This window comes from Microbacterium sp. AZCO, from assembly GCF_039614715.1.
In the GTDB taxonomy this organism is placed as follows: Bacteria; Actinomycetota; Actinomycetes; order Actinomycetales; family Microbacteriaceae; genus Microbacterium.
Genome location: NZ_CP154857.1, coordinates 1 through 24,646, shown reverse-complemented (window position 1 = coordinate 24,646; position 24,646 = coordinate 1). Strand labels below are relative to the sequence as shown.

The 24,646-nt window shown below is 68.3% G+C and carries 34 protein-coding genes; 1 reads left to right on the top strand and 33 read right to left on the bottom strand.

The window, feature by feature from the left end; all coding sequences use genetic code 11:
• Positions 1-90: 90 nt before the first annotated feature.
• The gene (locus AAIB33_RS00170; RefSeq protein ID WP_345801551.1) at positions 91-1,521 is read right to left on the bottom strand and encodes a mechanosensitive ion channel domain-containing protein; all 1,431 of its coding nucleotides are present in this window, start codon (positions 1,519-1,521) and stop codon (positions 91-93) included.
• Between the two features lie 3 nt (positions 1,522-1,524).
• On the bottom strand, positions 1,525-3,705 hold the full coding sequence (locus AAIB33_RS00165; RefSeq protein ID WP_345801550.1) for an adenylate/guanylate cyclase domain-containing protein: 2,181 nt from the start codon (positions 3,703-3,705) through the stop codon (positions 1,525-1,527).
• 213 nt (positions 3,706-3,918) lie between these two features.
• Here AAIB33_RS00165 and AAIB33_RS00160 point away from each other — a divergent pair, with 213 nt between their 5' ends.
• Positions 3,919-5,823 (top strand): acyltransferase family protein, encoded by a 1,905-nt coding sequence (locus AAIB33_RS00160; protein WP_345801549.1) that lies wholly within the window; start codon positions 3,919-3,921, stop codon positions 5,821-5,823.
• 470 nt (positions 5,824-6,293) lie between these two features.
• Here AAIB33_RS00160 and rplQ read toward each other — a convergent pair whose 3' ends face one another.
• The 31 genes from rplQ to rpsJ all read right to left on the bottom strand — a co-directional run bounded on the left by rplQ (position 6,294) and on the right by rpsJ (position 24,227).
• Positions 6,294-6,902, bottom strand: a complete 609-nt coding sequence (gene rplQ / locus AAIB33_RS00155) for a 50S ribosomal protein L17 (RefSeq protein ID WP_345801548.1) — start codon at positions 6,900-6,902, stop codon at positions 6,294-6,296.
• Between the two features lie 76 nt (positions 6,903-6,978).
• Complete coding sequence (locus AAIB33_RS00150; protein WP_345801547.1) at positions 6,979-7,968, bottom strand: DNA-directed RNA polymerase subunit alpha; 990 nt, start codon at positions 7,966-7,968, stop codon at positions 6,979-6,981.
• Between the two features lie 179 nt (positions 7,969-8,147).
• Positions 8,148-8,546: a 30S ribosomal protein S11 gene (rpsK, locus tag AAIB33_RS00145; RefSeq protein WP_056117708.1), complete on the bottom strand. Its 399-nt coding sequence runs from the start codon at positions 8,544-8,546 to the stop codon at positions 8,148-8,150.
• Between the two features lie 33 nt (positions 8,547-8,579).
• Positions 8,580-8,954: a 30S ribosomal protein S13 gene (gene rpsM, locus AAIB33_RS00140; protein WP_141892573.1), complete on the bottom strand. Its 375-nt coding sequence runs from the start codon at positions 8,952-8,954 to the stop codon at positions 8,580-8,582.
• A 199-nt stretch (positions 8,955-9,153) separates the two neighbouring features.
• Entirely contained in the window at positions 9,154-9,270 is a 117-nt protein-coding gene (gene rpmJ, locus AAIB33_RS00135) for a 50S ribosomal protein L36 (RefSeq protein ID WP_005050492.1), read from the bottom strand.
• A 75-nt stretch (positions 9,271-9,345) separates the two neighbouring features.
• Positions 9,346-9,567 (bottom strand): translation initiation factor IF-1, encoded by a 222-nt coding sequence (gene infA, locus AAIB33_RS00130; protein WP_133540897.1) that lies wholly within the window; start codon positions 9,565-9,567, stop codon positions 9,346-9,348.
• A 191-nt stretch (positions 9,568-9,758) separates the two neighbouring features.
• Complete coding sequence (locus AAIB33_RS00125) at positions 9,759-10,808, bottom strand: hypothetical protein (RefSeq protein ID WP_345801546.1); 1,050 nt, start codon at positions 10,806-10,808, stop codon at positions 9,759-9,761.
• A gap of 202 nt (positions 10,809-11,010) precedes the next feature.
• Complete coding sequence (locus AAIB33_RS00120; RefSeq protein WP_345801545.1) at positions 11,011-11,691, bottom strand: thioredoxin domain-containing protein; 681 nt, start codon at positions 11,689-11,691, stop codon at positions 11,011-11,013.
• Positions 11,692-11,701: 10 nt separating this feature from the next.
• Positions 11,702-12,538: a type I methionyl aminopeptidase gene (map, locus tag AAIB33_RS00115; RefSeq protein ID WP_345801544.1), complete on the bottom strand. Its 837-nt coding sequence runs from the start codon at positions 12,536-12,538 to the stop codon at positions 11,702-11,704.
• 1 nt (position 12,539) lies between these two features.
• Positions 12,540-13,145 carry an adenylate kinase gene (locus AAIB33_RS00110; protein WP_345801543.1) on the bottom strand — a complete coding sequence of 202 codons (606 nt, stop codon included), beginning with the start codon at positions 13,143-13,145 and terminating at the stop codon, positions 12,540-12,542.
• Positions 13,142-14,467 carry a preprotein translocase subunit SecY gene (secY, locus tag AAIB33_RS00105; protein ID WP_345801542.1) on the bottom strand — a complete coding sequence of 442 codons (1,326 nt, stop codon included), beginning with the start codon at positions 14,465-14,467 and terminating at the stop codon, positions 13,142-13,144. The genes AAIB33_RS00110 and secY overlap by 4 nt, the downstream gene beginning before the upstream one ends.
• A gap of 144 nt (positions 14,468-14,611) precedes the next feature.
• On the bottom strand, positions 14,612-15,205 hold the full coding sequence (gene rplO / locus AAIB33_RS00100) for a 50S ribosomal protein L15 (RefSeq protein WP_345801541.1): 594 nt from the start codon (positions 15,203-15,205) through the stop codon (positions 14,612-14,614).
• Positions 15,205-15,390, bottom strand: a complete 186-nt coding sequence (gene rpmD / locus AAIB33_RS00095; protein WP_060960260.1) for a 50S ribosomal protein L30 — start codon at positions 15,388-15,390, stop codon at positions 15,205-15,207. The genes rplO and rpmD overlap by 1 nt, the downstream gene beginning before the upstream one ends.
• Positions 15,390-16,088 (bottom strand): 30S ribosomal protein S5, encoded by a 699-nt coding sequence (gene rpsE, locus AAIB33_RS00090; protein ID WP_345801540.1) that lies wholly within the window; start codon positions 16,086-16,088, stop codon positions 15,390-15,392. Before rpsE ends, rpmD begins: the two co-directional genes overlap by 1 nt.
• A complete protein-coding gene (gene rplR, locus AAIB33_RS00085) occupies positions 16,085-16,444 on the bottom strand; it encodes a 50S ribosomal protein L18 (protein ID WP_345801539.1) in 360 nt (119 codons plus the stop codon). Before rplR ends, rpsE begins: the two co-directional genes overlap by 4 nt.
• 2 nt (positions 16,445-16,446) lie before the next feature.
• Entirely contained in the window at positions 16,447-16,983 is a 537-nt protein-coding gene (rplF, locus tag AAIB33_RS00080; RefSeq protein WP_345801538.1) for a 50S ribosomal protein L6, read from the bottom strand.
• Positions 16,984-16,989: 6 nt separating this feature from the next.
• The gene (rpsH, locus tag AAIB33_RS00075) at positions 16,990-17,388 is read right to left on the bottom strand and encodes a 30S ribosomal protein S8 (RefSeq protein ID WP_345801537.1); all 399 of its coding nucleotides are present in this window, start codon (positions 17,386-17,388) and stop codon (positions 16,990-16,992) included.
• A 117-nt stretch (positions 17,389-17,505) separates the two neighbouring features.
• A complete protein-coding gene (gene rplE, locus AAIB33_RS00070) occupies positions 17,506-18,096 on the bottom strand; it encodes a 50S ribosomal protein L5 (RefSeq protein ID WP_345801536.1) in 591 nt (196 codons plus the stop codon).
• A 2-nt stretch (positions 18,097-18,098) separates the two neighbouring features.
• On the bottom strand, positions 18,099-18,458 hold the full coding sequence (gene rplX, locus AAIB33_RS00065) for a 50S ribosomal protein L24 (RefSeq protein ID WP_345801535.1): 360 nt from the start codon (positions 18,456-18,458) through the stop codon (positions 18,099-18,101).
• Positions 18,459-18,460: 2 nt separating this feature from the next.
• Positions 18,461-18,829: a 50S ribosomal protein L14 gene (gene rplN / locus AAIB33_RS00060; protein WP_345801534.1), complete on the bottom strand. Its 369-nt coding sequence runs from the start codon at positions 18,827-18,829 to the stop codon at positions 18,461-18,463.
• 34 nt (positions 18,830-18,863) lie between these two features.
• Positions 18,864-19,214, bottom strand: a complete 351-nt coding sequence (gene rpsQ, locus AAIB33_RS00055) for a 30S ribosomal protein S17 (protein ID WP_345801533.1) — start codon at positions 19,212-19,214, stop codon at positions 18,864-18,866.
• Complete coding sequence (gene rpmC, locus AAIB33_RS00050) at positions 19,214-19,528, bottom strand: 50S ribosomal protein L29 (protein ID WP_345801532.1); 315 nt, start codon at positions 19,526-19,528, stop codon at positions 19,214-19,216. Before rpmC ends, rpsQ begins: the two co-directional genes overlap by 1 nt.
• Positions 19,528-19,947: a 50S ribosomal protein L16 gene (rplP, locus tag AAIB33_RS00045; RefSeq protein WP_133540925.1), complete on the bottom strand. Its 420-nt coding sequence runs from the start codon at positions 19,945-19,947 to the stop codon at positions 19,528-19,530. Before rplP ends, rpmC begins: the two co-directional genes overlap by 1 nt.
• The gene (gene rpsC / locus AAIB33_RS00040) at positions 19,947-20,699 is read right to left on the bottom strand and encodes a 30S ribosomal protein S3 (protein ID WP_345801531.1); all 753 of its coding nucleotides are present in this window, start codon (positions 20,697-20,699) and stop codon (positions 19,947-19,949) included. Before rpsC ends, rplP begins: the two co-directional genes overlap by 1 nt.
• The gene (rplV, locus tag AAIB33_RS00035; RefSeq protein WP_345801530.1) at positions 20,699-21,100 is read right to left on the bottom strand and encodes a 50S ribosomal protein L22; all 402 of its coding nucleotides are present in this window, start codon (positions 21,098-21,100) and stop codon (positions 20,699-20,701) included. The genes rpsC and rplV overlap by 1 nt, the downstream gene beginning before the upstream one ends.
• 21 nt (positions 21,101-21,121) lie before the next feature.
• Positions 21,122-21,403, bottom strand: a complete 282-nt coding sequence (gene rpsS / locus AAIB33_RS00030; protein WP_018171448.1) for a 30S ribosomal protein S19 — start codon at positions 21,401-21,403, stop codon at positions 21,122-21,124.
• Between the two features lie 12 nt (positions 21,404-21,415).
• The gene (rplB, locus tag AAIB33_RS00025) at positions 21,416-22,255 is read right to left on the bottom strand and encodes a 50S ribosomal protein L2 (protein ID WP_345801529.1); all 840 of its coding nucleotides are present in this window, start codon (positions 22,253-22,255) and stop codon (positions 21,416-21,418) included.
• Between the two features lie 26 nt (positions 22,256-22,281).
• Positions 22,282-22,587 carry a 50S ribosomal protein L23 gene (gene rplW / locus AAIB33_RS00020; RefSeq protein ID WP_345801528.1) on the bottom strand — a complete coding sequence of 102 codons (306 nt, stop codon included), beginning with the start codon at positions 22,585-22,587 and terminating at the stop codon, positions 22,282-22,284.
• Positions 22,584-23,246 carry a 50S ribosomal protein L4 gene (gene rplD / locus AAIB33_RS00015; protein ID WP_345801527.1) on the bottom strand — a complete coding sequence of 221 codons (663 nt, stop codon included), beginning with the start codon at positions 23,244-23,246 and terminating at the stop codon, positions 22,584-22,586. Before rplD ends, rplW begins: the two co-directional genes overlap by 4 nt.
• Before the next feature lie 4 nt (positions 23,247-23,250).
• On the bottom strand, positions 23,251-23,910 hold the full coding sequence (gene rplC / locus AAIB33_RS00010) for a 50S ribosomal protein L3 (protein ID WP_345801526.1): 660 nt from the start codon (positions 23,908-23,910) through the stop codon (positions 23,251-23,253).
• An 8-nt stretch (positions 23,911-23,918) separates the two neighbouring features.
• Positions 23,919-24,227, bottom strand: coding sequence for a 30S ribosomal protein S10 (rpsJ, locus tag AAIB33_RS00005; protein ID WP_013584016.1), 309 nt, complete (start codon positions 24,225-24,227; stop codon positions 23,919-23,921).
• Between the last annotated feature and the right edge of the window lie 419 nt (positions 24,228-24,646).

The window sequence follows — 24,646 nt, the reverse complement described above, 5'->3', positions numbered from 1 at the left end:
GCGTCCGGTGGTCGGTTGGCCCCGGCTTCGCGCCGGGCTCAGCCCATCGCTCGTCCCGCCGGGCTCAGCCCATCGCGCGTCGCGTCGGGCTCAGCCCATCGCGCGTCGCGTCGGGTCGAGCGTCTCGCCGACCGCGGCGAGCGCCGACCGCGCGAGGCGCGTGCGGTTCTCGTTCTCGCGCACGACCTCACGGGCGAGGGAGGGATGCGTCCGCACGATGTCGTCGAGCACGTCGACCGGGATGCTGACGACCTCCACCTCGGTGAGCGCCGTCGCGCGCGAGATCGTCCGCGTACGGGTGAGCGCCGTGAGCCCGACGGCGTCGTCGCGGCTCAGCTCGGTGATCTGCACGAAGCCGACGTCGGTCGGCACGCCGAGCATGACCCGGCCCGAGAGGATGAAGCGGGTCGATGTCGGAACGGCACCGGGACGCAGCAGCACCTCGCCGGCGGCGAAGCGCTCGAGCCGCGCCGAGACCGCGAGCGTCTCGGCATCGCCGGGCCGCAGACTCAGCGCCGGCGCGATCTGCCGCAGGGCGCCCAGCAGCCGCTCGGGAGAGTTCCAGTCGTCGGTCATGTCGCCGTCGAGATGCAGGTCGGCCCGGCGGGCCGCGTACCAGAGGCGGGTCGTGAACGCGTCGAGCACCGCGCCCTCATCGCCGGGCGACTGCAGCGGAATCGACACCCGGTACGTCGCGCCGCCGATCGTCGACACCGCGGGTTCCCGGTCGGGCGAGGTGAGCGGTATGTCCCGCGCCACCTCGATGAGCATCGCGCGCACCCGCAGCGGCGGGTCGTCTGTCGAGAACGACACCTCGTGCTGCGCCGCATACGGATCGGCCGCGCGCGTGAGGTTGACGAACGATCCCTCGGCGAGCTCCGATGTCGGCATGACGACGATGCCGTTGCCCGTGTCGAGGTGGACGGCGCGCCAGTTGACCTCGATGATCTGCCCGCGCGTGCTCCCCATCTGGATCCAGTCGCCGATCTGGAACGGCGCCTCGAAGATGAGGAACAGGCCCGACACGATCGACCCGACCGCGTTCTGCAGAGCGAGACCGACGACGATCGACGTGATGCCGAGGGCGGCGAAGACACCGGCGACGTCGGCGTCCCAGACCCAGTAGAAGACCAGGGCGATGCCGACGATGATCAGCACGAAGCGGATGAGGTCGCTGAAGATCGTCGGGAACCGGTCGCGCCACGAGCCCTTCTCGGCCCGGTGGAACACGAGGTGGTTGATCGCGTTGATCGTCACGACGATCACGAGCAGGCCGAAGATCGTCCAGATGACCCGCGGCCACGTGCCCGAGCCCTCCCACGCCCCCGGCTGGCTGATCAGCACGAGCACCCCGGCGACGGGCACGAGGTAGTTGCGCACCATCACGACGATCGGCGCCGCGCGGCTCCCCCGCCGGGTGAGCGAGTTGGCGAGCTCGGTCAGGCCGATGAGAACGAGCGGCAGGCCGATCGAGACGATGACGGCCGGCCAGAACCACGGCTGCGAGGTGATGTCGGTCACGGGTCACGCCTCCGTCGCGGGCACGCCCGTCTCGACGCGCCACACCCGCTGCGACCCCGACTTCGTCGTCACCTCGCCCGCCGGCTGCACCGTGACGGTGTCGGGGATGCGGTCCGCGACGCGCTGCGTGATGTAGATGCCGGGCTCGTCGTAGTCGCCCTGCACGCGGTACGCGAGGTTCACGGCATCCCCCCACATGTCGTAGACGATGCGCGCGCGGCCGATGAGCCCGCTCGTGACCTGACCGGAGTCGAGGCCCGCCCGCAGGCCCAGCTCGACGCCCTGCTGCGCCGAGTAGCGCTCGAGAATGGTGTTGAGCTCGATCGCGAAGTCGACGGCCCGGCGGGCGTTGTCGACCCGGGGGGTGCCGAGTCCGACGCTCGCGACGTACGACTGCCGCGTCGTGCGCACCCGCTCGACGCCGAATCGCTCGGCGGCCTCGTCGAACACGCGGATGAGGTCGTTGAGCCGCGTGACCGCCTCCTCCGACGAGAGGCTCAGCGCGAACTCCTCGAACCCGACGATGTCGGCGAAGATCACCGTGACGTCGTCGTTGTCCTGCGTGATGGCCTCGTCGCCGTGGCGGTAGCGGTCGGCGATGCCCTCGGGCATGAACGAGAGGATGAGCGCCTCGTTGGCCTTCTCCTGCTCCTCGATGAGGTTGGACTTGATCTGCAGGCTGCGGCTCATGTCGTTGAACGCCGTGGCCACATCGGCGAGCTCGTCGCTCGATCCGGCGTCGACCTGCACGCCTTCCTCACCGGCCGCGATGCGCTGCGCGGCGAGCTTGAGCCGGCGCAGCGGGCGCACGAAGATCTGGGCGAGCACGAGGGAGAGCAGGCAGACGAAGATGATCATGCCCGCCGTCGAGAGGAGCAGGTTGCGGGTGAAGTCCTCGACCGGCGCCATCGCCTCCGCCACGGTCTCCTGCGCGATGACGGTCCAGCCGAGCGTCCCGACGTCGGCGGGACCATAGGCGGTGATGCTGTCGCGCCCCAGGTAGTCGCGCTCGACGATCGATCCGCTCTGTCCCGACTGCGCTCGCGAGATCGCCTCGCCGACGATCTCCTGCTGCAGGAGGGTGTCGCCGTTGCGCACGCTCAGCGCCGCCGCGGCGGGCGAGAGCCCCGCCGCCACCGCGGCCGCCTGATACTTCTCGGGGGCGGATTCCAGCTCGCGCGAGACCGAGCGCATGAGCCCGTCGCGGCCGACGAGGTACGTCTCCCCCGTCGCGCCGAGCCCGTTGTCGGTCCATCCGCCGCCGACCGTCATGACGTCGTTGATGCGGTCGATGGGCAGCTCGATCGCCAGCGCGCCGACTACCTCGTCGCCGACCGCGATGGGAGTCACCGCCCAGCCGGCGGGCACGCCGACACTGGGACTGTAGGTGGCGAAATCGGACAGCACGACGTCGCCGACGATGTTGCGGGCCATCGCCTCGCGGTAGGCGTCGGCGAGATTCGAGAGCCGATAGGGACCGGTCACCAGATTGGTGCCGAGGTCGACGCCCTTGAAGGCCGTGTACACGACATCGCCCTGCGTGTCGATCATCAGGACGTCTTCGAACTTCTGCAGCTCGGTCATCGCGCGGTAGTAGGCGTGGTACTTGGCGTGGGCTGCCGACCATGCGCTTCCGTCGCCCGCGTCGTCGACCGTGATGGCGTCCTCCCACGAGCCGTGCGGAATGACGTAGTGATACTGCAGGTACTCGGCGGCGGGATCCTTCGGCACGAACGCACCCCCGTCCACCGCGACGCCGGTCGCGTCGGACAGCACGGGTGCGAACCTGTCGTCGTAGTACGAGTCGACCGCCTGCGTCGCATCGGCGGGCAGCTGGGCCGTCTGCAGCGCGCGGAAGCCGTCCGTGAAGGCCACGATGGCCTGCTTGCTCGTGTCGTTCTGCGCCGAGAGCGCGACCGCGTTCTCGATCGTGTCGAAGAGCTGCCGCACCTCGCGGGCGCGGTTCTCGCGGATCTCGACGAGCTTCTCGGTCGCGATGCCGCGCAGCGCCTGCGTGCCGTTGACGTAGCCGATGACGCCCACGACGATGCTCGACAGCACGCTGACCGACAGCAGCATGATGAGCAGAATCGAGTAGATCGACAGGCCGGCACGCCGACGAGGCCCCGGTGCGCCGACCCACTCGGAAGACACCGCGGCCGGCGTGACGTCGTCGGACTCCACAGTCCTCCCGCCGGGAACGCGTGATCGCAGACCCTGAAAACCCCATCGTCCTCGTTCCCCCGAGGACGTGCGCTCAGGATAGCGGTCGACGTCGCCCGGGCATAGCGGTGAGAGTGACTCGTGGTGCAGATGTGATGTCGGCGGAGGGGCGGGAAGCGGCGGTCGTTTAGACTGGTGGCTCCGCTCGCTTCCTTCGCCGACACCCTCGTGAACATGATCGCTGCCCGTGTGACTTCCCGCTTCGCGGGACTCGACGGGCTCCGGGCGATCGCGGTGGCCCTCGTCGTGGTCTACCACCTGTTCCCCGGCTCCGCGCTGCGCGGCGGGTTCATCGGCGTCGACGTCTTCTTCGTCATCAGCGGCTTCCTCATCACGGCCCTGCTGCTGCGGGAGCAGGATGCCTCGGGACGCATCGACCTCGCCGCTTTCTGGCGCCGACGCGCGCGACGGCTCCTGCCGGCTCTCGCCCTCGTCGTGACGGTGTGCGCGACGACGGCGTGGATCGTCGGCGGCGACCTCCTCGTGCGCCTCGGCGAGCAGGTGCTCGGAGCCGCGACCTTCTCGTTCAACTGGGTCTCGATCGCGGGCGGCACCGGCTACTTCGCGGATGCGGCACCAGAGCTGTTCCGCAATGTGTGGTCCCTCGCGGTCGAGGAGCAGTTCTACGTCCTGTGGCCCCTCGTCTTCCCGCTCTTCCTGCTCCTGCCGCGGAGCCGCTGGCGCGCGTCCGCCGCACTCGGGCTCGGCGCCCTCTCGGCGGGCTGGATGGCGCTGCTCGTCGCGACCGGCACGGATGTCACGCGCACCTACTTCGGCACCGACACGCACGCCTTCGGCATCCTGCTCGGCGTCTCCCTCGCGTTCCTGCTGCAGCGCCCCCTCGAGAATCCGCCCGAGTGGATGCTGCGCCCCCGCCTGCGCACCGCGACCGGCCTCGCCGGCGCCGCCGCCGTCGCGGGGCTCGTCGCGCTCGCGCTCGTGCCGTCCGGCGCAACGGTGGCGACGTTCCCCGGCGCGCTCCTTCTGGCGAGCGTGCTCTCCGCCGTCGCGATCGTCGGCTCGGTGTGGCCGCGGTCCGCGCTCGGCCCCGCGCTCGACCGGCAGCCGCTCACGTGGATCGGCGCCCGCTCGTACGGCATCTACCTGTGGCACTGGCCGCTGCTCGTGCTGATCGTCGCGGCGACGAGGGGCACGATCGCGGACGCGCCGGTCTCCGTCGGCGTCGCGGCGCTCGTCCTCACGCTCGCGGTCGCCGAGCTGTCGTACCGATTCCTCGAAACGCCGATCCGACGCCGCGGCTTCCGCGCTCCCCTGCGGGGGCTCGGCCGTCGCCTCACCGGCACCCCCGTCGCGCGCTTCCGCGCGATCGTCGTCGTGCTCGTCGCGGCCGCGATGCTCGGCGGAACGTCGGCGGCGATCGCCGCAGCCCCCGACACGACGTCGGGCGAGACGGCCGTGCAGGCCGGCATCGACGCCCTGCACCGTGCGAAGAAGGACGCTCGGGATGCCTCGACCGCCGGGCCGGCGCTGGGTGAGGCATCCCCCGTCCCCTCTCCCACGCCCGTGACCGGCAACGAGATCACCGCGATCGGCGACTCGGTCATGCTCGCGTCGGCTCCCGCCCTGCTCGAACGGTTCCCCGGCATCCAGATCGACGCCGCCGTCTCGCGCTCGACGTGGGCGGGACCCGGCATCCTCCAGGCGCTCGCCGACGCGGGGCAGCTCCGCCCGTACATCCTGATCGGCTTGGGCACCAACGGTCCCGTCGACGGGGGGTCGCTCGACCGCATGGCCGAGATCGCGGGACCCGACCGGCACCTCGTGCTCGTCAACGCGTTCGCGCCGCGCGACTGGATCCCCGGCGTGAACGCCGACCTCGCCGCCTTCGCCGCCGCGCATCCCGGCTCGGCACTGGCGGACTGGTCGTCGGCGATCGCGGGGCACGAGGATCTCCTCGCCGGCGACCGCATCCACCCCGGCGATGCGGGAGGCCGCATCTACGCCGACGCCGTCGCCGAGGCGGTCGCGCAGGCCGAGGCCGACCGCGCGATGCGCGCCTACCGCGCCGACCGCTGGGCTCAGGTGCTGCTGCGCCTGAGCCTCCCCGCCCCGCGCTGACCCCGCGGCATCCGCCCCGCGGCATCCCGGCGCGACATCCGGCCCGCGGCATCCGGCCCGCGGCATCCCCGGCCCGCGGCATCCGGCCCCTGCATCCCGGTCCGCGGCTTCCCCGGCCCGCGCTCTCTGCGCCGCAGCCCCTCGACGAGACCCTATGGTGTCGCCGAAACCACACGACGTTCGCGCGTGAAACCTATGGCCCCGGCGAGACCCTAGGGTGTCGTGCGCGCCGACGACCTCAGACGTGGCGGCGCGGGATCGGTCATGCGAGGAATCCAGAGCCCGTGCTGTCGCCGAAAGCCCCCGTCATGACCTGTGCACATCGGGGGCGCTCGGCGAGAGCACGGGCTATGGACACGTCGGGACGGACCGGACCACCGGAAACGAAGCGAGACCCGCGGGCCCAGACGGGCCCGCGGGTCTCGCGGTGCAAGGGTGCCGGGCAAGGCCCGGCGATCCGAGTGTTCGGGTTACTCGGACTTCTTGTCGTCCTCGACGACGGCGTCCTCGGCGGCGGCCTCAGCGGCAGCGCCCTCCTCCTGCGACTCCGCGCCACCCTCGGCGGCGTCGTTGTCGGAGGCGACCTCGTCGGCGGCGTCCGCCGACTCGTCGTTCTCGGCGACGGCCTCGGTGGCCTCGTCCTCAGCGGCCTCGTCGGCAGCAGCGGCGGCCGGAACGACGGCCGGAGCCGACTTCTTGGCCGACTTCGCCTTCGGCGTCACGGGCTCGAGGACGAGCTCGATGACGGCCATGGGGGCGTTGTCGCCCTTGCGGTTGCCGATCTTGGTGATGCGCGTGTAGCCGCCCTCACGGTCGGCGACGAGCGGCGCGATCTCGGTGAAGAGGACGTGCACGACTTCCTTGTCACCGATGACCGACAGCACACGACGGCGCGCGTGCAGGTCGCCGCGCTTCGCGAACGTGATGAGGCGCTCGGCGAGCGGACGCAGGCGCTTGGCCTTGGTCTCGGTCGTCTGGATCGACTTGTGCGTGAAGAGGGCCGCGGCGAGGTTCGCAAGCAGCAGGCGCTCGTGGGCGGGGCCGCCTCCGAGGCGGGGACCCTTCGTGGGCTTGGGCATATCAGTTACTCCAGTGTGAAAAGTCGGTCTGGTGGATGCGTCGACCCGGCGTCACCGCCGGGTCATCGGCATCCGATCAGATGGTCTCGTCGTCGTAGCCGCCGTAGAAGTGCGCGCCGTCGAACCCGGGAACCGAGTCCTTGAGCGACAGGCCGAGCGAGACGAGCTTGTCGCGGACCTCGTCGACCGACTTCTGACCGAAGTTGCGGATGTTCATGAGCTGCGTCTCCGAGAGGGCGACGAGCTCGGACACCGTGTTGATGCCCTCGCGCTTGAGGCAGTTGTACGAGCGGACCGACAGGTCGAGGTCCTCGATGGGCATCGAGAGCTCGTTCGACAGGACAGTCTCGACCGGCGCGGGGCCGATCTCGATGCCCTCGGCCTCGACGTTGAGCTCGCGGGCGAGGCCGAAGAGCTCCGTGAGGGTGCGACCGGCCGAGGCGACGGCGTCGCGGGGGGCGATCGAGGGCTTCGACTCGACGTCCAGGACGAGCTTGTCGAAGTCGGTGCGCTCGCCGGCACGCGTCGCGTCGACGCGGTACGAGACCTTCAGCACGGGCGAGTAGATCGAGTCGACCGGGATCTGCCCGGCCTCGGCGTACTCGTTGCGGTTCTGCGTCGCCGAGACGTAGCCGCGGCCGCGCTCGATGGTGAGCTCGAGCTCGAACTTGGCGGTGTCGTTCAGCGTCGCGATGACGAGGTCGGGGTTGTGCACCTCGACGCCCGCGGGGGCGGAGATGTCGGCCGCCGTGACCTCGCCGGCACCCGTCTTGCGAAGGTAGGCCGTGATGGGCTCGTCACGCTCCGACGAGACGACGAGCTGCTTGATGTTGAGGATGATCTCGGTGACATCCTCCTTGACACCGGGAATGGTGCTGAACTCGTGGAGGACGCCGTCGATGCGGATCGACGTGACGGCCGCACCGGGGATCGACGAGAGGAGGCTGCGACGCAGCGCGTTGCCGATCGTGTAGCCGAAGCCGGGCTCCAGCGGCTCGATGACGAAACGGCTGCGGAACTCCCCGATCTTCTCCTCGGTCAGGGTGGGACGCTGTGCGATGAGCACTATGTGTTCCTTTCGATCACGTGCCCGCTATATGACACGTGCGGTGAGTGGAGTGTTGAGTTTTTGTCAGGGGATGCCTCGCGCTTCGACAAGCTCGGCGATCAGGCATCCGGAAACGTGCGCTAGCCCTTCGACAGGCTCGGGAAGCGGTCCCTGAGCCTGTCGAAGGGCCGGAGATGTCAGACGCGGCGGCGCTTCGGCGGACGGCAGCCGTTGTGGGCCTGCGGCGTCACGTCCTGGATCGAGCCGACCTCGAGGCCGGCGGCCTGCAGCGAGCGGATCGCGGTCTCGCGACCCGAGCCCGGGCCCTTCACGAAGACGTCGACCTTCTTGACGCCGTGCTCCTGCGCCTGGCGGGCAGCGGACTCCGCGGCCATGCCGGCCGCGTACGGCGTCGACTTGCGCGAGCCCTTGAAGCCCACGCCACCCGACGAGGCCCAGCTGATGACAGCGCCCGAGGGGTCGGTGATCGAGACGATCGTGTTGTTGAACGTCGACTTGATGTGGGCCTGGCCCAGCGCGATGTTCTTCTTCTCCTTGCGGCGCGGCTTGCGCGCAGCGGTCTTGGCCTGTGCCATTGCTTTGCTCTCCTAAACCCTGGGGGCCGCGCCTTAGCGCGCCTTCTTCTTGCCGGCGACGGTGCGCTTCGGGCCCTTGCGGGTACGCGCGTTCGTCTTCGTGCGCTGACCGCGCACCGGGAGGCCGCGGCGGTGACGCAGGCCCTCGTAGGAGCCGATCTCGACCTTGCGGCGGATGTCGGCGGCGACCTCGCGGCGGAGATCACCCTCGACCTTGTAGTTGCCTTCGATGTAGTCGCGGAGCGCGACGAGCTGGTCGTCGCTGAGGTCCTTGACGCGGATGTTCTCGTCGATCTCCGTCGCCTTGAGGATCTCGTTCGAGCGGGTACGGCCCACGCCGTAGATGTACGTGAGGGCGATCACCACGCGCTTGTCGCGCGGGATGTCAACGCCGGCAAGACGTGCCATGCGGTTCTCCTGGGAGTAGGTGGAGGTGTGGAGCAGGATCGGTGCCCGGGCCTCCGCCCCGAGGTGTCCCCTCGCCTTCGGTCCCCGAGCTTGTCGAGGGGTCGAAGGCGAGGATCTGATCCTGCCTATTCGTATTGAGTTGTGAGTTCTGAGGCGACGGGATGCCGCGGCATCCCGTCGATGTCAGGCTTCGGCGAGCTCAGCCCTGGCGCTGCTTGTGACGCGGGTTGCTCTTGCAGATCACCATGACGCGGCCGTGGCGGCGGATGACCTTGCAGTGGTCGCAGATGGGCTTGACGGAGGGGTTGACCTTCATGATTTCCTGTTTCGCTGTCTTCACCGGGCGCACGCGTCCTTCCGGACCCGTGCGGGGTGTTACTTCTCGACCGGTCTAGCGGTAGCGGTAGACGATGCGCCCGCGGGTGAGGTCGTAGGGGCTGAGCTCCACGACCACGCGGTCTTCCGGGATGATGCGGATGTAGTTCTGCCGCATCTTGCCTGAGATCGTGGCGAGGACCTTGTGCCCGTTGCTCAGTTCCACGCGGAACATCGCATTGGGCAGCGCCTCGGTGATCACGCCTTCGATCTCGATGACGCCGTCTTTCTTCGCCATACGCTCGCTATCGCTGTATTGCAGACCGATCGATCTGCGGTGGATGGGGTTTCGGTGCCGAGACACGCCAACAAGGGCGCAACGCACCAAAGATCAAGCATACGTGATATTGGATGCCTCGGCAACCTGGCGCCGCCGCGCCCACCGCGTCACCTGCGCCCGAACCCACACTCGCTGGTCGATCCCACAGCCTACGGACGCACGCTTGATGTGGGCTCGGGACTGGAGTGTGGGTTCGAGAAGCCAACGGCCAGACCGCGCGGCCCGGGGAAGACGTGAAAGCTCGCGAGGCGCTCGGCGAGGGCGCCGGCCGTGCGAATGTGCGCACTCCCCCAGCGCACGACCGGGCGCTGGGTCGTGCCCCGTATCCAGTCCTCCCGCATCTTCTCGGCGAGGACGGTGTCCTCGATGTCGACGCCCGCTCCGCGAAGCTCGGGATCGACGTACTTGCCCGCGCCATCGAACTCTCCCCACGCGTTCGCATCGTCCAAGCCGAAGTCCACGTAGTAGTCGCCTCCGTGAGGCGCCGGCACGGGGACCTGCAGCTGCGGCGAGGCGAAGCCGATCGCGAGCAGGCGCAGGCGGCTGACGCTCTCGCCGGGAAGCTGGGCTCGCCCGTCACCCAGTTCACAGACTCGACGTGCGAGGCGCACGCCGCGTCCGCCCCGAGGAAGCCGCGCCGCAACGTCGGAGCGGAAGGCCTCAGCAGCGTCGATGTCGTAGGAGTGCCGATTCTCGTTCCACGCGATCCGCCGGAGCGCAGCATCCATCGCCGCGAGGCCTGCCTCGATGGAGGCGCTGCGGATGAGATCGGCGACCGTCCGGGCCAGACCCGTGCAGCGGATGCCATCGATCACCACCACGTCGTCTTCGTGCACGGCCACTTCGTGACGTGCGAGCGTCGGGGCGTTCTTCTGCACGCGCCCGTTCGTATGCGAGCCACCGATGTGCACGCGCCGTGGCTCGAGGAGATACAGCGGCAGCTCGTGCATCACGGCCGCTGAGACGAGTATGAAGACGGCATCCGTATCGCGTTGCCGTTCGTGCGCCGCGACGACTCGAAAGAGATGACGCCCCTCCGAGAATGCGGCATCCCATTCCCTCTGCTCGACGTACCAGCCGTGATCGACGCGGCGCAGTCTGCCCGACGAGATCGCGCGCGTGATCTGACGACTGGTGAGCCCGTCGCGGACGAGCTCGGCGCGCGGCCGCAGCTGCGTCCTCACCTCTCCTACCTTCATCCCCCGATGCTGGCCGCGCCTCGCCTCTGTCTGCCGCGCTCAGCGCATGGTGGTGCAATCGCCGAGCCGCTGCCCCTCCTGTGCAGGAGAGGTCGCACCCACCGAGCAAAGCGCGAACCCACACTCGCTCGCCGAGCCCACACTCCGCGTGCGGACGCGGCGTGTGGGCTCGAGAGCGGAGTGTGGGTTCGCGAGAAAGCGGCTACTGCAGATTGTCGACGATGTCGGCCTGCGGGTCGCCCGAGAGGGTCACGAACTCGCCGTTCAGGAGCACCGTCGGCGTGCCGATGCCGGAGGCGCCCGGCTTCACGGGGGTCTTCTCGGTCATGGCGGTGACGTACTTCGAGTAGGTCTGACCCGTCACGCAGGAGTCGATGTCGGTGACGCCGACGCCCTTCGCGATGTCGAGGATCTGCTGATCCGTGAGACCCGTCGAGCCCTCCTCGGGCTGATTCGCGTACATCGCCTTGACGAACGGCTGCACGGCCTTCTCATCCGAGACGGCGACGCAGTACGCGGCGTTGGCGGCGCGTGTCGAGTACTGCGTGCCCTGCGACGACCGGTCGAGGATCGAGATCGGGTGGATGTTGAGCGTGATCGAGCCGTCGGTCACGAGGCCGTCGATCGTCTCGCCGTACGCCTGCTCGAACTGGTTGCAGATCGGGCACATGAAGTCGATGTAGGTGTCGAGGGTGTTCGACCCGTCGCCGACGATGATCGCGCCGGTCTCGGAGTTGATGTTCGACGCCTTGGGCGGCTCGCCCGGCGCGGTCGCGGACTGGTTCATCCAGATCACTAGTCCCGCGACGACGACGAGCGCGACGACGACGCCGACACTGATCCAGATCGCGAACCAGTTGACCTTGCGCTGCTGCTGAGCCATGCTTCCCCTCTTATGCCACGGGCACGGGCGTCACGCCGAATGACGCGAGACCCGCCTTCCCGCCGTCGGGCGCGGTGAGCACCCAGATACCGCCATCGTGCACGGCGACGCTATGTTCCCAGTGTGAGCCGGCCGTTCCGTCGACGGTGGAGACGGTCCAGCCGTCCTCCTCGACCGTCGTCGCCTGGTCGCCGATGACGACCATGGGCTCGATGGCCACGGCGAGGCCCGGCCGGATCTCGGGACCCGGGTCGGACACGCGGTAGTTGAAGACGGACGGCGACTCGTGCATCTTGCGGCCGATGCCGTGCCCGACGTAGTCGCGCAGGATGCCGTACCCGTGCCCGGACGCGTCGATGTGCGCCTGGATCGCCGCCCCGATCTCGGCGAGGTGGCGTGCCGACGCGAGCGCGGCGATGCCGGCCCAGAGCGAGCCCTCGGTCACGCGCGAGAGCTCTTCGCGCTCGGCGACGAGGTCAGGACGCGACGGGTCGGGGACGACGACCGTGAAGGCCGAGTCCCCGTTCCAGCCCTTGTACTCCGCACCCGCGTCGATCGAGACGATGTCGCCCGGCTCGAGGGCGCGGGCGGACGGGATGCCGTGCACGACCTGCTCGTTGACCGAGGCGCAGATGGTGTGGCGGTAGCCGCGGACGAGCTGGAAGTTCGAGCGCGCGCCCCGGCCGGTGATGACACGGGATGCCGCGGCATCCAGTTCCTCCGTCGTCACGCCGGGGGCGATCAGCGCCCGGACGGCGTCGAGGGCCGCTGCCGTGATGAGTCCCGGTTCGACCATCGACCGCAGCTGGGCGGGCGACTTGTAGATCGAGCGGCGCAGTGCGACCACGTCAGGCGGCGGCCGGACGGGCGAGTCCGCGCGCCTCGAGAGCGGCGATGATGCGCGCCGTGATCTCGTCCAGCGAGCCGACGCCGTCGACCTCGTCGACGATGCCGCGCGTGCCGTAGACGCCGAGGATCGGCGCCGTCTCGGTCTCGTAGATCGACAGCCGAGCCGCGATCACCTCGTCGGTGTCGTCCGACCGGCCCTGCTCGTGGGCGCGCTTCGCGATGCGGGCGATGCTCTCCTCGCGCGGCACCGACAGCACGATGACGGCGTCGAGCGCCTCGTCGCGACCCTCGAGGAACTCGTCGAGGTGCATGACCTGGGCGAGGTTGCGAGGGTAGCCGTCGAGGAGGAAGCCGTCCTCCGCGTCGGGCTGCGACAGCCGGTCGCGGACGACCGCACTGGTCAGCTCGTCGGGGACGAGCTGACCCGCGTCGATGATGCTCTTGACCTGGACACCGAGCTCGGTGCCCTCGGCCACGTTGGCCCGGAACACGTCACCGGTCGAGACGACCGGGATGCCGAACGTCTCCGCGATGCGGACTCCCTGGGTGCCCTTTCCGGAACCCTGGGGACCGACGATCAGGAGGCGGACGGGACGTACGGTCATCGCAGAAGCCCTTCGTAGTGTCGCTGCTGAAGCTGTGCGTCGATCTGCTTCACGGTCTCGAGTCCGACGCCGACCATGATGAGGATCGACGTGCCGCCGAACGGGAAGTTCTGGCTGGCGCCGACCGTCGCGAGGGCGACGAGCGGCAGGAGCGCGATGAGTCCGAGGTAGATCGAACCCGGCAGCGTGATGCGCGTGAGCACGTAGTCGAGGTACTCCGCCGTCGGACGGCCCGCACGGATGCCGGGGATGAACCCGCCGTACTTCTTCATGTTGTCGGCGACCTCGACGGGGTTGAACGTGATCGCGACGTAGAAGTACGTGAAGCCGACGATGAGGAGGAAGTACAGGATCATGTACAGCGGGTGGTCGCCGCGCACGAGGTAGAGCTGGATCCACGCGACCCACGGCGGCACCTGCTCGCCGGCCTTGGGCTGGTTGAACTGTGCGATGAGCGCGGGGATGTACAGCAGCGACGAGGCGAAGATGACGGGCACGACGCCGGCCATGTTGACCTTGATCGGGATGTACGTGTTGGTTCCGCCGTACGTGCGACGGCCCACCATGCGCTTGGCGTACTGCACCGGGATGCGGCGCTGCGACTGCTCGACGAACACCACGAGCCCGACCACGACGACGCCGACGGCGAGCACGAGGAGGAAGACCTCGAAGCCCTTCGACTGCCAGATCGCCCACATCGCCGCGGGGAACGAGGCCGCGATCGAAGTGAAGATGAGGATCGACATGCCGTTGCCGATGCCGCGCTCAGTGACGAGCTCGGCGAACCACATGATGAGGCCGGTGCCGGCGGTCATCGTGATGATCATGAGCAGCTGCGCCCACCACACGTCGTTGGTGAGGAGCTGGTCGCAGGCGGGGATGCCGGTCGTGCCGAACAGCTGGCCGCTGCGGGCCACCGTCACGAGCGTCGTCGACTGCAGCAGCGCGAGCGCGATCGTCAGGTAACGGGTGTACTGCGTGAGCCTGGCCTGGCCCGCCTGGCCCTCCTTGTAGAGGGTCTCGAAGTGCGGGATGACGACGCGCAGGAGCTGCACGATGATCGTCGCCGTGATGTACGGCATGACGCCGAGGGCGAAGATCGACAGCTGCAGCAGTGCACCGCCGGAGAAGAGGTTGACGAGCGAGAGCAGGCCCTCGGTGCCCGCGCTCTGCTGGCGCAGGCACTCCTGGACGTTCGGGAAGTCCACGAACGGGGCGGGGACGTGCGCGCCGAGTCGGTAGATGGCGATGATCGCCAGAGTGAATGCGATCTTCCGCCGCAGGTCGGGAGTGCGGAAGACCCGCGCGATTGCGCTGAACAAGAGGATGCCTCCAGAAGGGATGCCGGGACGCGACAGGGCGCACCGTCAACCAGAGTAACCCAGCGTGTCACCGTCGACGTTGCGAGGGCTTGCGCCTGGGGACGACAGCGGGGGCCGGAGTGGTGCTCCGACCCCCGCTGGGTACTACTTGACGGAACCGCCCGCCGCGACGATCTTCTGCTCGGCAGAACCCGAGACCTTGTCGACCGACACGTTGAGCTTGACCGCGATGTCTCCGGTGCCGAGCACCTTGACCTTCTCGTTCTTGCGAACGGCGCCCTTGGCGACGAGGCCTTCGACCGTCACGTCGCCACCGGCGGGGTAGAGCTCGGCGAGCTTCTCGAGGTTGACCACCTGGTACTCGACGCGGAACGGGTTCTTGAACCCGCGCAGCTTCGGAGTACGCATGTGCAGCGGCATCTGGCCACCCTCGAAGCCCTGGCGGACCTGGTAGCGGGCCTTCGTGCCCTTGGTGCCACGGCCGGCCGTCTTGCCCTTCGAGCCCTCACCGCGACCCACGCGGGTCTTGGCGGTGTTGGCACCCGGGACGGGACGGAGGTGGTGCACCTTGAGCACGCCGGGGCGGGATGCCGGAGCATCCTTCTTCACGGCGTCCTTCTTCGGCGCGGCCTTGCTGTCGGCCTTGGCGGCCTTCGCGGCGGCCGGCTTCTTGGCGGCAGCCTTCTTGGGCTCGACGACCTCGGTCGTCTCGTCCTTCTTCTCGGCCTTGTCAGCCATCAGTCGATCTCCTCAACCTTCACGAGGTGCGCGACGGTCTTGACGTAGCCGCGCGTCTGCGCGTCGTCGGGACGGACGACCGAGTCGCCGATCCGCTTCAGACCGAGCGAACGCAGCGTGTCACGCTGGTTCTGCTTCTCGCTCACCTTGGACTTGATCTGGGTCACCTTCAGACGGGCAGCCATCAGGCACCTACCTTCGCGGCACGGGCGGCCTCGGCCGCCTCGGCCTCGGCGCGGACGAGACGGGCGGGAGCGACCTGGTCGAACTCGAGGCCACGACGTGCGGCGACGGCGCGGGGCTCCTCGAGCTGCTTCAGGGCGTCGACCGTCGCGTGCACGATGTTGATCGTGTTGGACGAGCCGAGCGACTTCGACAGGACGTCGTGGATGCCGGCGCACTCGAGCACCGCACGCACGGGACCGCCCGCGATGACACCCGTACCGGCAGCGGCGGGACGCAGCAGGACGACGCCCGCAGCGGCCTCACCCTGGACGGGGTGGGGGATCGTGACGCCCGCGCGGGGAACGCGGAAGAAGTTGCGCTTGGCCTCTTCGACACCCTTCGAGATCGCCAGGGGCACCTCGCGGGCCTTGCCGTAGCCGACGCCGACGACGCCGTTGCCATCGCCCACGACGACGAGCGCCGTGAAGCTGAAGCGACGACCGCCCTTGACGACCTTCGACACGCGGTTGATCGTGACGACGCGCTCCAGGAACTGGCTCTCGCTGCGGTCACGACCGCCGCGGTCGCGGTTCGGGTTGCGCTCGCGACCGCCGCGGCGGGGCTCGCGCTCACGCTCGGTGGTCGCAGCAGCCGCCTCGGCCGGCGCCTCGGTGGCAGCAGCCTGCTCGGTCACGTTGTTCTCCTTGATCTCACTCACAGGTTCAGGCCTCCCTCGCGGGCGCCGTCGGCGATCGCCGCGACACGGCCCGCGTAGCGGTTGCCACCGCGGTCGAAGACCGCGTCGGAGACGCCGGCAGCCTTCGCGCGCTCGGCGAGCAGCTCGCCGACCTTGCGGGCCTTGGCCGTCTTGTCGTCGCCGGACGCGCGGAGGTCGGTCTCGAGCGTCGAGGCCGAGGCCACGGTGTGGCCCTGGCTGTCGTCGACCAGCTGCACGAACACGTGGCGCGACGAGCGCGTCACGACGAGGCGGGGACGCTCGGGGGTGCCGACGACCTTCTTGCGAAGGCGGGCGTGACGACGCGCGCGGGCGTCGGACTTCGTCTTCACAGCCATGCTTACTTACCAGCCTTTCCGGCCTTGCGCCGAACGACCTCGCCGGCGTAGCGCACGCCCTTGCCCTTGTACGGCTCGGGCTTGCGGATCTTGCGAATGTTGGCCGCGGCCTCGCCGACGGCCTGCTTGTCGATGCCCGAGACCGTGAGCTTGTTGTTGCCCTCGACGGTCAGGGTGATGCCGGCCGGCGCCTCGATGAGGACGGGGTGCGAGAAGCCGAGCGCGAACTCGACCGCCGTGCCCTTCTGCGCGACGCGGTAACCCGTGCCGACGACCTCGAGACCCTTGGTGTAGCCCTGGGTGACACCGATGATGTTGTTGTTGATGAGCGTGCGGGTCAGGCCGTGGAGCGAACGCGACTCGCGCTCGTCGTCGGGGCGGGTGACGAGCACCTGGCCCTCCTCGACCTTGACTTCGATGGGGCGCGCCACGGTGAGCGAGAGCTCGCCCTTGGGGCCCTTGACCGCGACGTCCTGGCCGTCGACCGAGATGGTCACGCCGGCGGGGATGTCGATCGGGAGACGTCCGATTCGCGACATGTCAGATCACCACACGTAGGCGAGGACTTCCCCACCCACGCCCTTCGACTCGGCCTGGCGGTCGGTGAGAAGACCGGAGGAGGTGGACAGGATGGCGACGCCGAGGCCACCGAGGACCTTGGGGATCTCGGTCGACTTCGCGTACACGCGGAGGCCGGGCTTCGAGACGCGCTTGATGCCGGCGATCGACCGCTCGCGGTTCGGGCCGTACTTGAGCGTCAGCGTCAGCGTCTGGCCGACACGGGCGTCGGCGACATCCCACGCGGAGATGTAGCCCTCCTGCTTGAGGATCTCGGCGATGTGGGTCTTGAGCTTGGAGCTCGGCAGCGACACGGAGTCGTGGTGCGCCGAGTTCGCGTTGCGCAGACGGGTCAGCATGTCTGCGACCGGGTCTGTCATTGTCATTTCTGGATTCCTTCGTTCATGAGGTTTCGGCTGCCGTTACACGACAGTCGACCTTCTATGAGATGCGATGTTCAGTTGTTGAGCGGATGCCCCGGCCCGGGGCCGGGGCATCCGGTTTCAGGCCTGCTGGTCCTCGCCCCGGAAGGGGAAGCCCAGGTGACGCAGCAGCGCCCGGCCCTCGGCATCCGTCGTCGCCGTGGTGACGATCGTGATGTCGAAGCCGCGCACGCGGTCGATCTTGTCCTGGTTGATCTCGTGGAACACGGACTGCTCCTGGAGACCGAAGGTGTAGTTGCCGTGGCCGTCGAACTGCTTGCCCGAGAGGCCGCGGAAGTCGCGGATGCGGGGCAGGGCGAGGTTGACCAGGCGGTCGATGAACTCCCACGCGCGGTCGCCGCGGAGGGTGACGTGCGCGCCGATGGGCTGGCCCTCGCGCAGCTTGAACTGCGCGATGGACTTGCGGGCCTTCGTGACGACGGGCTTCTGGCCCGTGATCTTGGTGAGGTCGTCGACCGCACCATCGATCACCTTGCTGTCACGAGCAGCCTCGCCGACGCCCGTGTTGACGACGACCTTGACGAGACCGGGGATCTGCATGACGTTCGCGTAGCCGAACTCTTCCTGCAGCGCCTTCTTGATCTCGCTGTTGTACTTCTGCTTGAGGCGGGGCTGGATCTTGCCAGCCTCCACGGCAGTGGCGGTGCTCATATTCAGAGGTCCTTGCCTGACTTCTTCGCGTAGCGCACGCGGACGGTGCGCTTGACGCCGTCCTTGGTCTTCTCCTCGACGCGGTGGCCGACACGCGTCGGCTTCTTGGTCGAGGGGTCGACGAGCGCGACGTTGGAGATGTGGATCGGGGCCTCGAACGTCTCGATGCCGCCGGTCTTGGTGCCGCGCTGGGTCTGGCCCACGCGGTTGTGCTTCGTGACGTAGTTCACGCCCTCGACGATGACGCGGTTCTGCTCGGTAAGGACCTCGAGGACCTTGCCCTGCTTGCCGCGGTCGCCGCCGCGCTCGGGCTTGGGGCCCGAGATGACCTGAACCAGGTCGCCCTTCTTGATCTTCGCCATGATCAGATGACCTCCGGGGCGAGCGAGACGATCTTCATGAACTTCTTGTCGCGAAGCTCACGACCGACCGGTCCGAAGATGCGGGTGCCGCGGGGCTCCCCGTCGTTCTTCAGGATGACGGCGGCGTTCTCGTCGAACTTGATGTACGAGCCGTCTGCACGGCGCGTCTGCTTGACGGTGCGGACGACGACGGCCTTGACCACGTCGCCCTTCTTGACGTTGCCGCCCGGGATCGCGTCCTTGACCGTGGCGACGATGACGTCGCCCAGGCCTGCGTAGCGCCGGTTGGAGCCGCCGAGCACACGAATGGTGAGCAGCTCCTTGGCGCCGGTGTTGTCGGCGACCTTGAGGCGGGATTCGGTCTGAATCACTTCTTACTCCTTGGGTTCCAAGAAGGCCGAGGCCTTACTTGGCCTTCTCGAGGATCTCGACCAGGCGCCAGCGCTTGGTGGCGCTCAGCGGGCGGGTCTCGTTGATGAGGACGAGGTCGCCGATGCCGGCCGTGTTGCCCTCGTCGTGCGCCTTGACCTTCGACGTGCGACGGATGACCTTGCCGTAGAGGGGGTGCTTCACGCGGTCCTCGACCTCGACGACGATCGTCTTGTCCATCTTGTCGCTCACGACGTAGCCGCGGCGGGACTTGCGGTAGCCACGGGCGTCGGCGTCACGCACGTCGTGCGCGGCGCTCTCGTGTCCCTCGACCCGCTCGGCAGCCGCGGTCTCGACGACCTCGGCCGGTGCCTTCTTCTCAGCCATCACTCGGCCTCTTCCTTCACGGCCTCGTCAGCGGCATCCGCCTTCTTGGCCTTGCTCTTCTTCGCCTTCGTCGCGACCTCGAGCGGCGCGGGAGTGGCACGGATGCCGAGCTCGCGCTCACGGATCACTGTGTAGAGCCGCGCGATGTCGCGCTTGACCGCACGGATGCGGCCGTGGCTCTCGAGCTGGCCGGTGGCCGACTGGAAGCGCAGGTTGAACAGCTCTTCCTTGGCCTTGCGCAGCTCCTCGACGAGGCGCTGGTCTTCGAACGTGTCGAGCTCGCTCGGGGCGAGCTGCTTGGTGCCGATCGCCATTACGCGTCGCCCTCCTCGCGCTTGATGATGCGTGCCTTCAGGGGCAGCTTGTGGATGGCACGGGTCAGGGCCTCGCGAGCGAGCTGCTCGTTGACGCCGGCGACCTCGAAGAGGACGCGACCCGGCTTGACGTTTGCGACCCACCACTCGGGCGAGCCCTTGCCCGAACCCATGCGGGTTTCGGCGGGCTTCTTCGTGAGCGGACGGTCGGGGTAGATGTTGATCCACACCTTGCCGCCACGCTTGATGTGACGGGTCATCGCGATACGAGCGGACTCGATCTGACGGTTCGTCACGTACGCGGGCGTGAGGGCCTGGATGCCGAACTCGCCGAAGCTGACCTTCGTGCCGCCGGTCGCCTGACCGGAACGGCCGGGGTGGTGCTGCTTGCGGTGCTTGACCTTACGAGGGATGAGCATTACGCCGACGCTCCTTCTGCCACGGGGGCCTCGTTGCGGGGGCCACGACGCGGACGGTCGTCACGACGACGGTCCGACTTCGGCGCGTTCGCCTGCTCGCGGGCCAGTTCCTTGTTGGTGAGGTCGCCCTTGTAGATCCAGACCTTCACGCCGATGCGGCCGAAGGTGGTCTTCGCCTCGTAGAAGCCGTAGTCGATGTTCGCGCGCAGCGTGTGCAGCGGCACACGACCCTCGCGGTAGAACTCCGAGCGGCTCATCTCGGCGCCGCCGAGGCGGCCGGAGACCTGGATGCGGACACCCTTGGCGCCGGCGCGCTGCGCGCCCTGCAGACCCTTGCGCATCGCGCGGCGGAACGCCACACGAGCCGAGAGCTGCTCGGCGATGCCCTGCGCGACGAGCTGGGCGTCGGCCTCGGGGTTCTTGACCTCGAGGATGTTGAGCTGGATCTGCTTGCCGGTGAGCTTCTCGAGGTCGGCGCGGATGCGCTCGGCCTCGGCGCCGCGGCGACCGATCACGATGCCCGGGCGGGCGGTGTGGATGTCGACGCGGACGCGGTCACGCGTGCGCTCGATCTCGATGTTGCTCACGCCGGCGCGGTCGAGCTGCGTCTGCAGGAGCTTGCGGATCTTGATGTCCTCGGCGACGTAGTCGGCGTAGCGCTGGCCCGGCTTCGTCGAGTCCGAGAACCACCGCGACACGTGGTCCGTGGTGATGCCGAGGCGGAAGCCGTACGGGTTTACCTTCTGTCCCATTACTTGCTCGCCTTCTTGCTGGTCTTGCCCGCGGGAGCCGCGTCAGCGGACTCGGGCGTCGAGAGCACGACCGTGATGTGGCTCGTGCGCTTCTTGATCTGGAAAGCGCGACCCTGTGCGCGGGGCTGGAAACGCTTGAGCGTCGTGCCCTCGTCGACGTACGCGTTGGCCACGTACAGGTCCTGCTCGTCCAGGTACTCGTTCACCTGGTCGGCCTTGACGCGAGCGTTCGCGATGGCCGAGGCGACGAGCTTGTAGATCGGCTCGCTCGCGCTCTGCGGCGCGAACTTCAGGATCGCCAGCGCCTCCTGGGCCTGCTTGCCCTTGATGAGCGCAACGACACGACGAGCCTTCTGAGGGGTCACGCGGATGTGTCGCACGCGTGCGATGGACTCCACCATTTCTCTCTCCTCCTGGTCGCCTTAGCGGCGACGGCCCTTCTTGTCGTCCTTCACGTGGCCGCGGAAGGTGCGGGTGGGCGCGAACTCGCCCAGCTTGTGGCCGACCATGGTCTCGGTCACGAACACGGGGATGTGCTTGCGACCGTCGTGGACGGCGATCGTGTGCCCGAGCATCGCGGGGATGATCATCGAGCGACGCGACCAGGTCTTGATGACGTTCTTGGTGCCGGCTTCGTTCTGGACGACGACCTTGCGAAGCAGGTGCTCATCGACGAAGGGGCCCTTCTTAAGGCTACGAGGCATCTTCCTCTACTCCTACTTGCGCTTCTTGCCGGCGTTGCGACGACGGACGATGTACTTGTCGCTTTCCTTGTTGGCGTGCCGGGTGCGACCCTCGGCCTGGCCCCAAGGAGAGACGGGGTGACGTCCACCGGAGGTCTTGCCCTCACCACCACCGTGCGGGTGGTCGACCGGGTTCATGGCGACACCGCGGACGGTCGGGCGGATGCCCTTCCAGCGGTTGCGGCCGGCCTTGCCCCAGTTGATGTTCGACTGCTCGGCGTTGCCGACCTCGCCGATCGTCGCGCGGCAGCGCGCGTCGACGTTGCGGATCTCGCCCGAGGGGAGACGCAGCTGGGCGTAGGGGCCGTCCTTCGCCACGAGACGCACCGAGGTGCCCGCGGAGCGGGCGAGCTTGGCGCCCCCGCCGGGACGGAGCTCGATCGCGTGGATGACCGTACCCGTGGGGATGTTGCGGAGGGGCAGGTTGTTGCCGGGCTTGATGTCGGCGCCGGCACCCGACTCCACGACGTCGCCCTGCTGCAGCTTGTTCGGCGCGAGGATGTAGCGCTTCTCGCCGTCGAAGTAGTGCAGGAGCGCGATGCGCGCCGTGCGGTTGGGGTCGTACTCGATGTGCGCGACCTTGGCGTCGATGCCGTCCTTGTCATTGCGACGGAAGTCGATGACGCGGTACTGACGCTTGTGGCCACCACCGATGTGACGCGTGGTGATGCGGCCCTGGTTGTTGCGGCCACCGGTCTTGGCGAGCGGGCGGAGGAGCGACTTCTCGGGCGTCGATCGGGTGATCTCGGCGAAGTCGGCCACCGACGAGCCGCGGCGACCGGGGGTCGTGGGCTTGTACTTGCGAATTGCCATTGTTCTCTAGTCCTCTGTCCCGACCGTCAGCCGACTGCCGTGAAGATGTCGATGGTGCCCGACTTCAGCGTCACGATGGCGCGCTTGGTGTCCTTGCGCTTGCCCGTGCCGAAGCGGGTGCGACGGGCCTTGCCGACGCGGTTGAGCGTGTTGACCGCTGCGACCTTGACGCCGAAGATCTTCTCGATGGCGAGCTTGATCTCGGACTTCGAGGCGCGGGGGTCCACGAGGAACGTGTACTTGCCCTCGTCGATGAGCCCGTAGCTCTTCTCGGAGACGACCGGCTTCAGGATGATGTCGCGCGGGTCCTTGTTGACGGCGATGGTGCTCATGCCGAGACCTCCTCGGTGGCAGCGGTCTTGGACGCGACGAACGCGTCGTAGGCGGCCTTGGTGAAGACGATGTCGTCGGAGACGAGCACGTCGTAGGCGTTCAGCTGGTCGAACGACAGCACGTGAACGTACGCGAGGTTGCGCACGCTCAGGATGCTGAGCTCGTCGTCGCGGTCGATGACGACCAGGACGTTCTTGACGGCGCCGAAGCCCGAGAGGACCGCGGCAGCAGCCTTGGTCGAAGGCGAGCCCTCGATGCCGAACGAGTCGACGATGTGCAGACGGTCGCCGCGAGCACGGTCGCTGAGCGCACCCAGGAGGGCGGCCGCGATCATCTTCTTGGGCGTGCGCTGCGAGTAGTCGCGCGGCTTCGGGCCGTGGACGATTCCACCGCCGGTCATGTGCGGCGCGCGGATCGAGCCCTGGCGGGCGTTACCCGTGCCCTTCTGCTTGAAGGGCTTGCGGCCGGCGCCCGAGACCTCACCGCGACGCTTGGTCGAGTGGGTGCCCTGGCGAGCCGCCGCGCGCTGCGCGACGACGACCTGGTGGATGAGCGGGATGTTCGTCTTGACGTCGAAGAGCGCGGCGGGCAGCTCGACAGAGCCGGCCTTCTTGCCGTCGGCCTTCAGGACGTCGAGCGCGAGAGTCGAGTCAGCCATGAGTTCAGGCACCCTTCACTGCGTTGCGGACGTAGACGATGCGACCGCGCGCGCCGGGGACGGCGCCCTTGACGAGCAGCAGACCCTTCTCGGCGTCGACGGCGTGCACCGTGAGGTTGAGGACGGTCACGCGCTCGCCACCCATACGGCCGGCCATGCGCATGCCCTTGAAGACGCGGCTCGGGGTCGACGATGCGCCGATCGAACCGGGCTTGCGGTGGTTGCGGTGCGCACCGTGCGAAGCGGAGACGCCCTTGAAGTTGTGGCGCTTCATGACACCCGCGGTGCCCTTGCCCTTGCTGGTGCCGACGACGTCGACGAGCTGGCCGGCCTCGAACACGCCGTCCACCGTGAGCTCCTGACCGAGTGAGTAGTCAGCAGCGTCCGCCGTGCGGATCTCGGTGAGGTGCCGGCGAGGCGTGACGCCCGCGGCCTCGAAGTGGGCCGTGAGGGGCTTGTTCACCTTGCGGGGGTCGATCTGGCCGGCGCCGATCTGCACGGCGTTGTAGCCGTCCTTCTCGGGCGTGCGAACCTGGGTGACCACGTTCGGCGCGATCTCGATGACGGTGACGGGAACGAGCTTGCCGTTCTCGTTCCAGACCTGGGTCATGCCGAGCTTCGTGCCGAGCAGGCCCTTGGAAATCTTGTTGTTGATGTCAGCCACGTCGAACCTCAGAGCTTGATCTCGATGTTGACGTCGGCCGGAAGGTCGAGACGCATCAGCGAGTCGACGGCCTTGGGCGTCGGGTCGATGATGTCGATCAGACGCTTGTGGGTGCGCATCTCGAAGTGCTCGCGGCTGTCCTTGTACTTGTGGGGCGACCGGATGACGCACACGACGTTCTTCTCGGTCGGAAGGGGCACGGGGCCCACGACGGTCGCGCCCGCACGGGTCACGGTGTCGACGATCTTGCGCGCCGAGCTGTCGAGGCCGGCGTGGTCGTACGACTTCAGGCGAATGCGGATCTTCTGTCCCGCCATTGTCTGCTCACTCTCTTTCCGCGTCTTACCTCTGGGGCATCGGACGCACGTGGCGCATCGCGATCGCGACGCGCCTGGGCACTTCTTCCTCGAGCTTGTCGAGGGATGCTGCACCGCTGTTCTGCTGTCAAACCTGATGCCGAGGCATCCGGCTCCTCCTCACACGCACGCGAAGACGCAAGCGCCTGGAGCGTGTGAGTTCGGATGTGAGGTTCTGCTGCCCGCGGCCTAGGTCTGCACGAATCCGCGCTGCCTATGCACTGCCCTGGCAGTGATCCGGCGCGCGCCAAAAGGGGCACCGGAATGTTGAACCTGACTAGTCTACGGGTCGCCCGGGCGTGTCGCAAACCCGGGCGTGTCGCGTTCCGGTATGCACGGCTCCTTCTCAGGGGATGGATGCCGCGACACGGCGAAGGGGC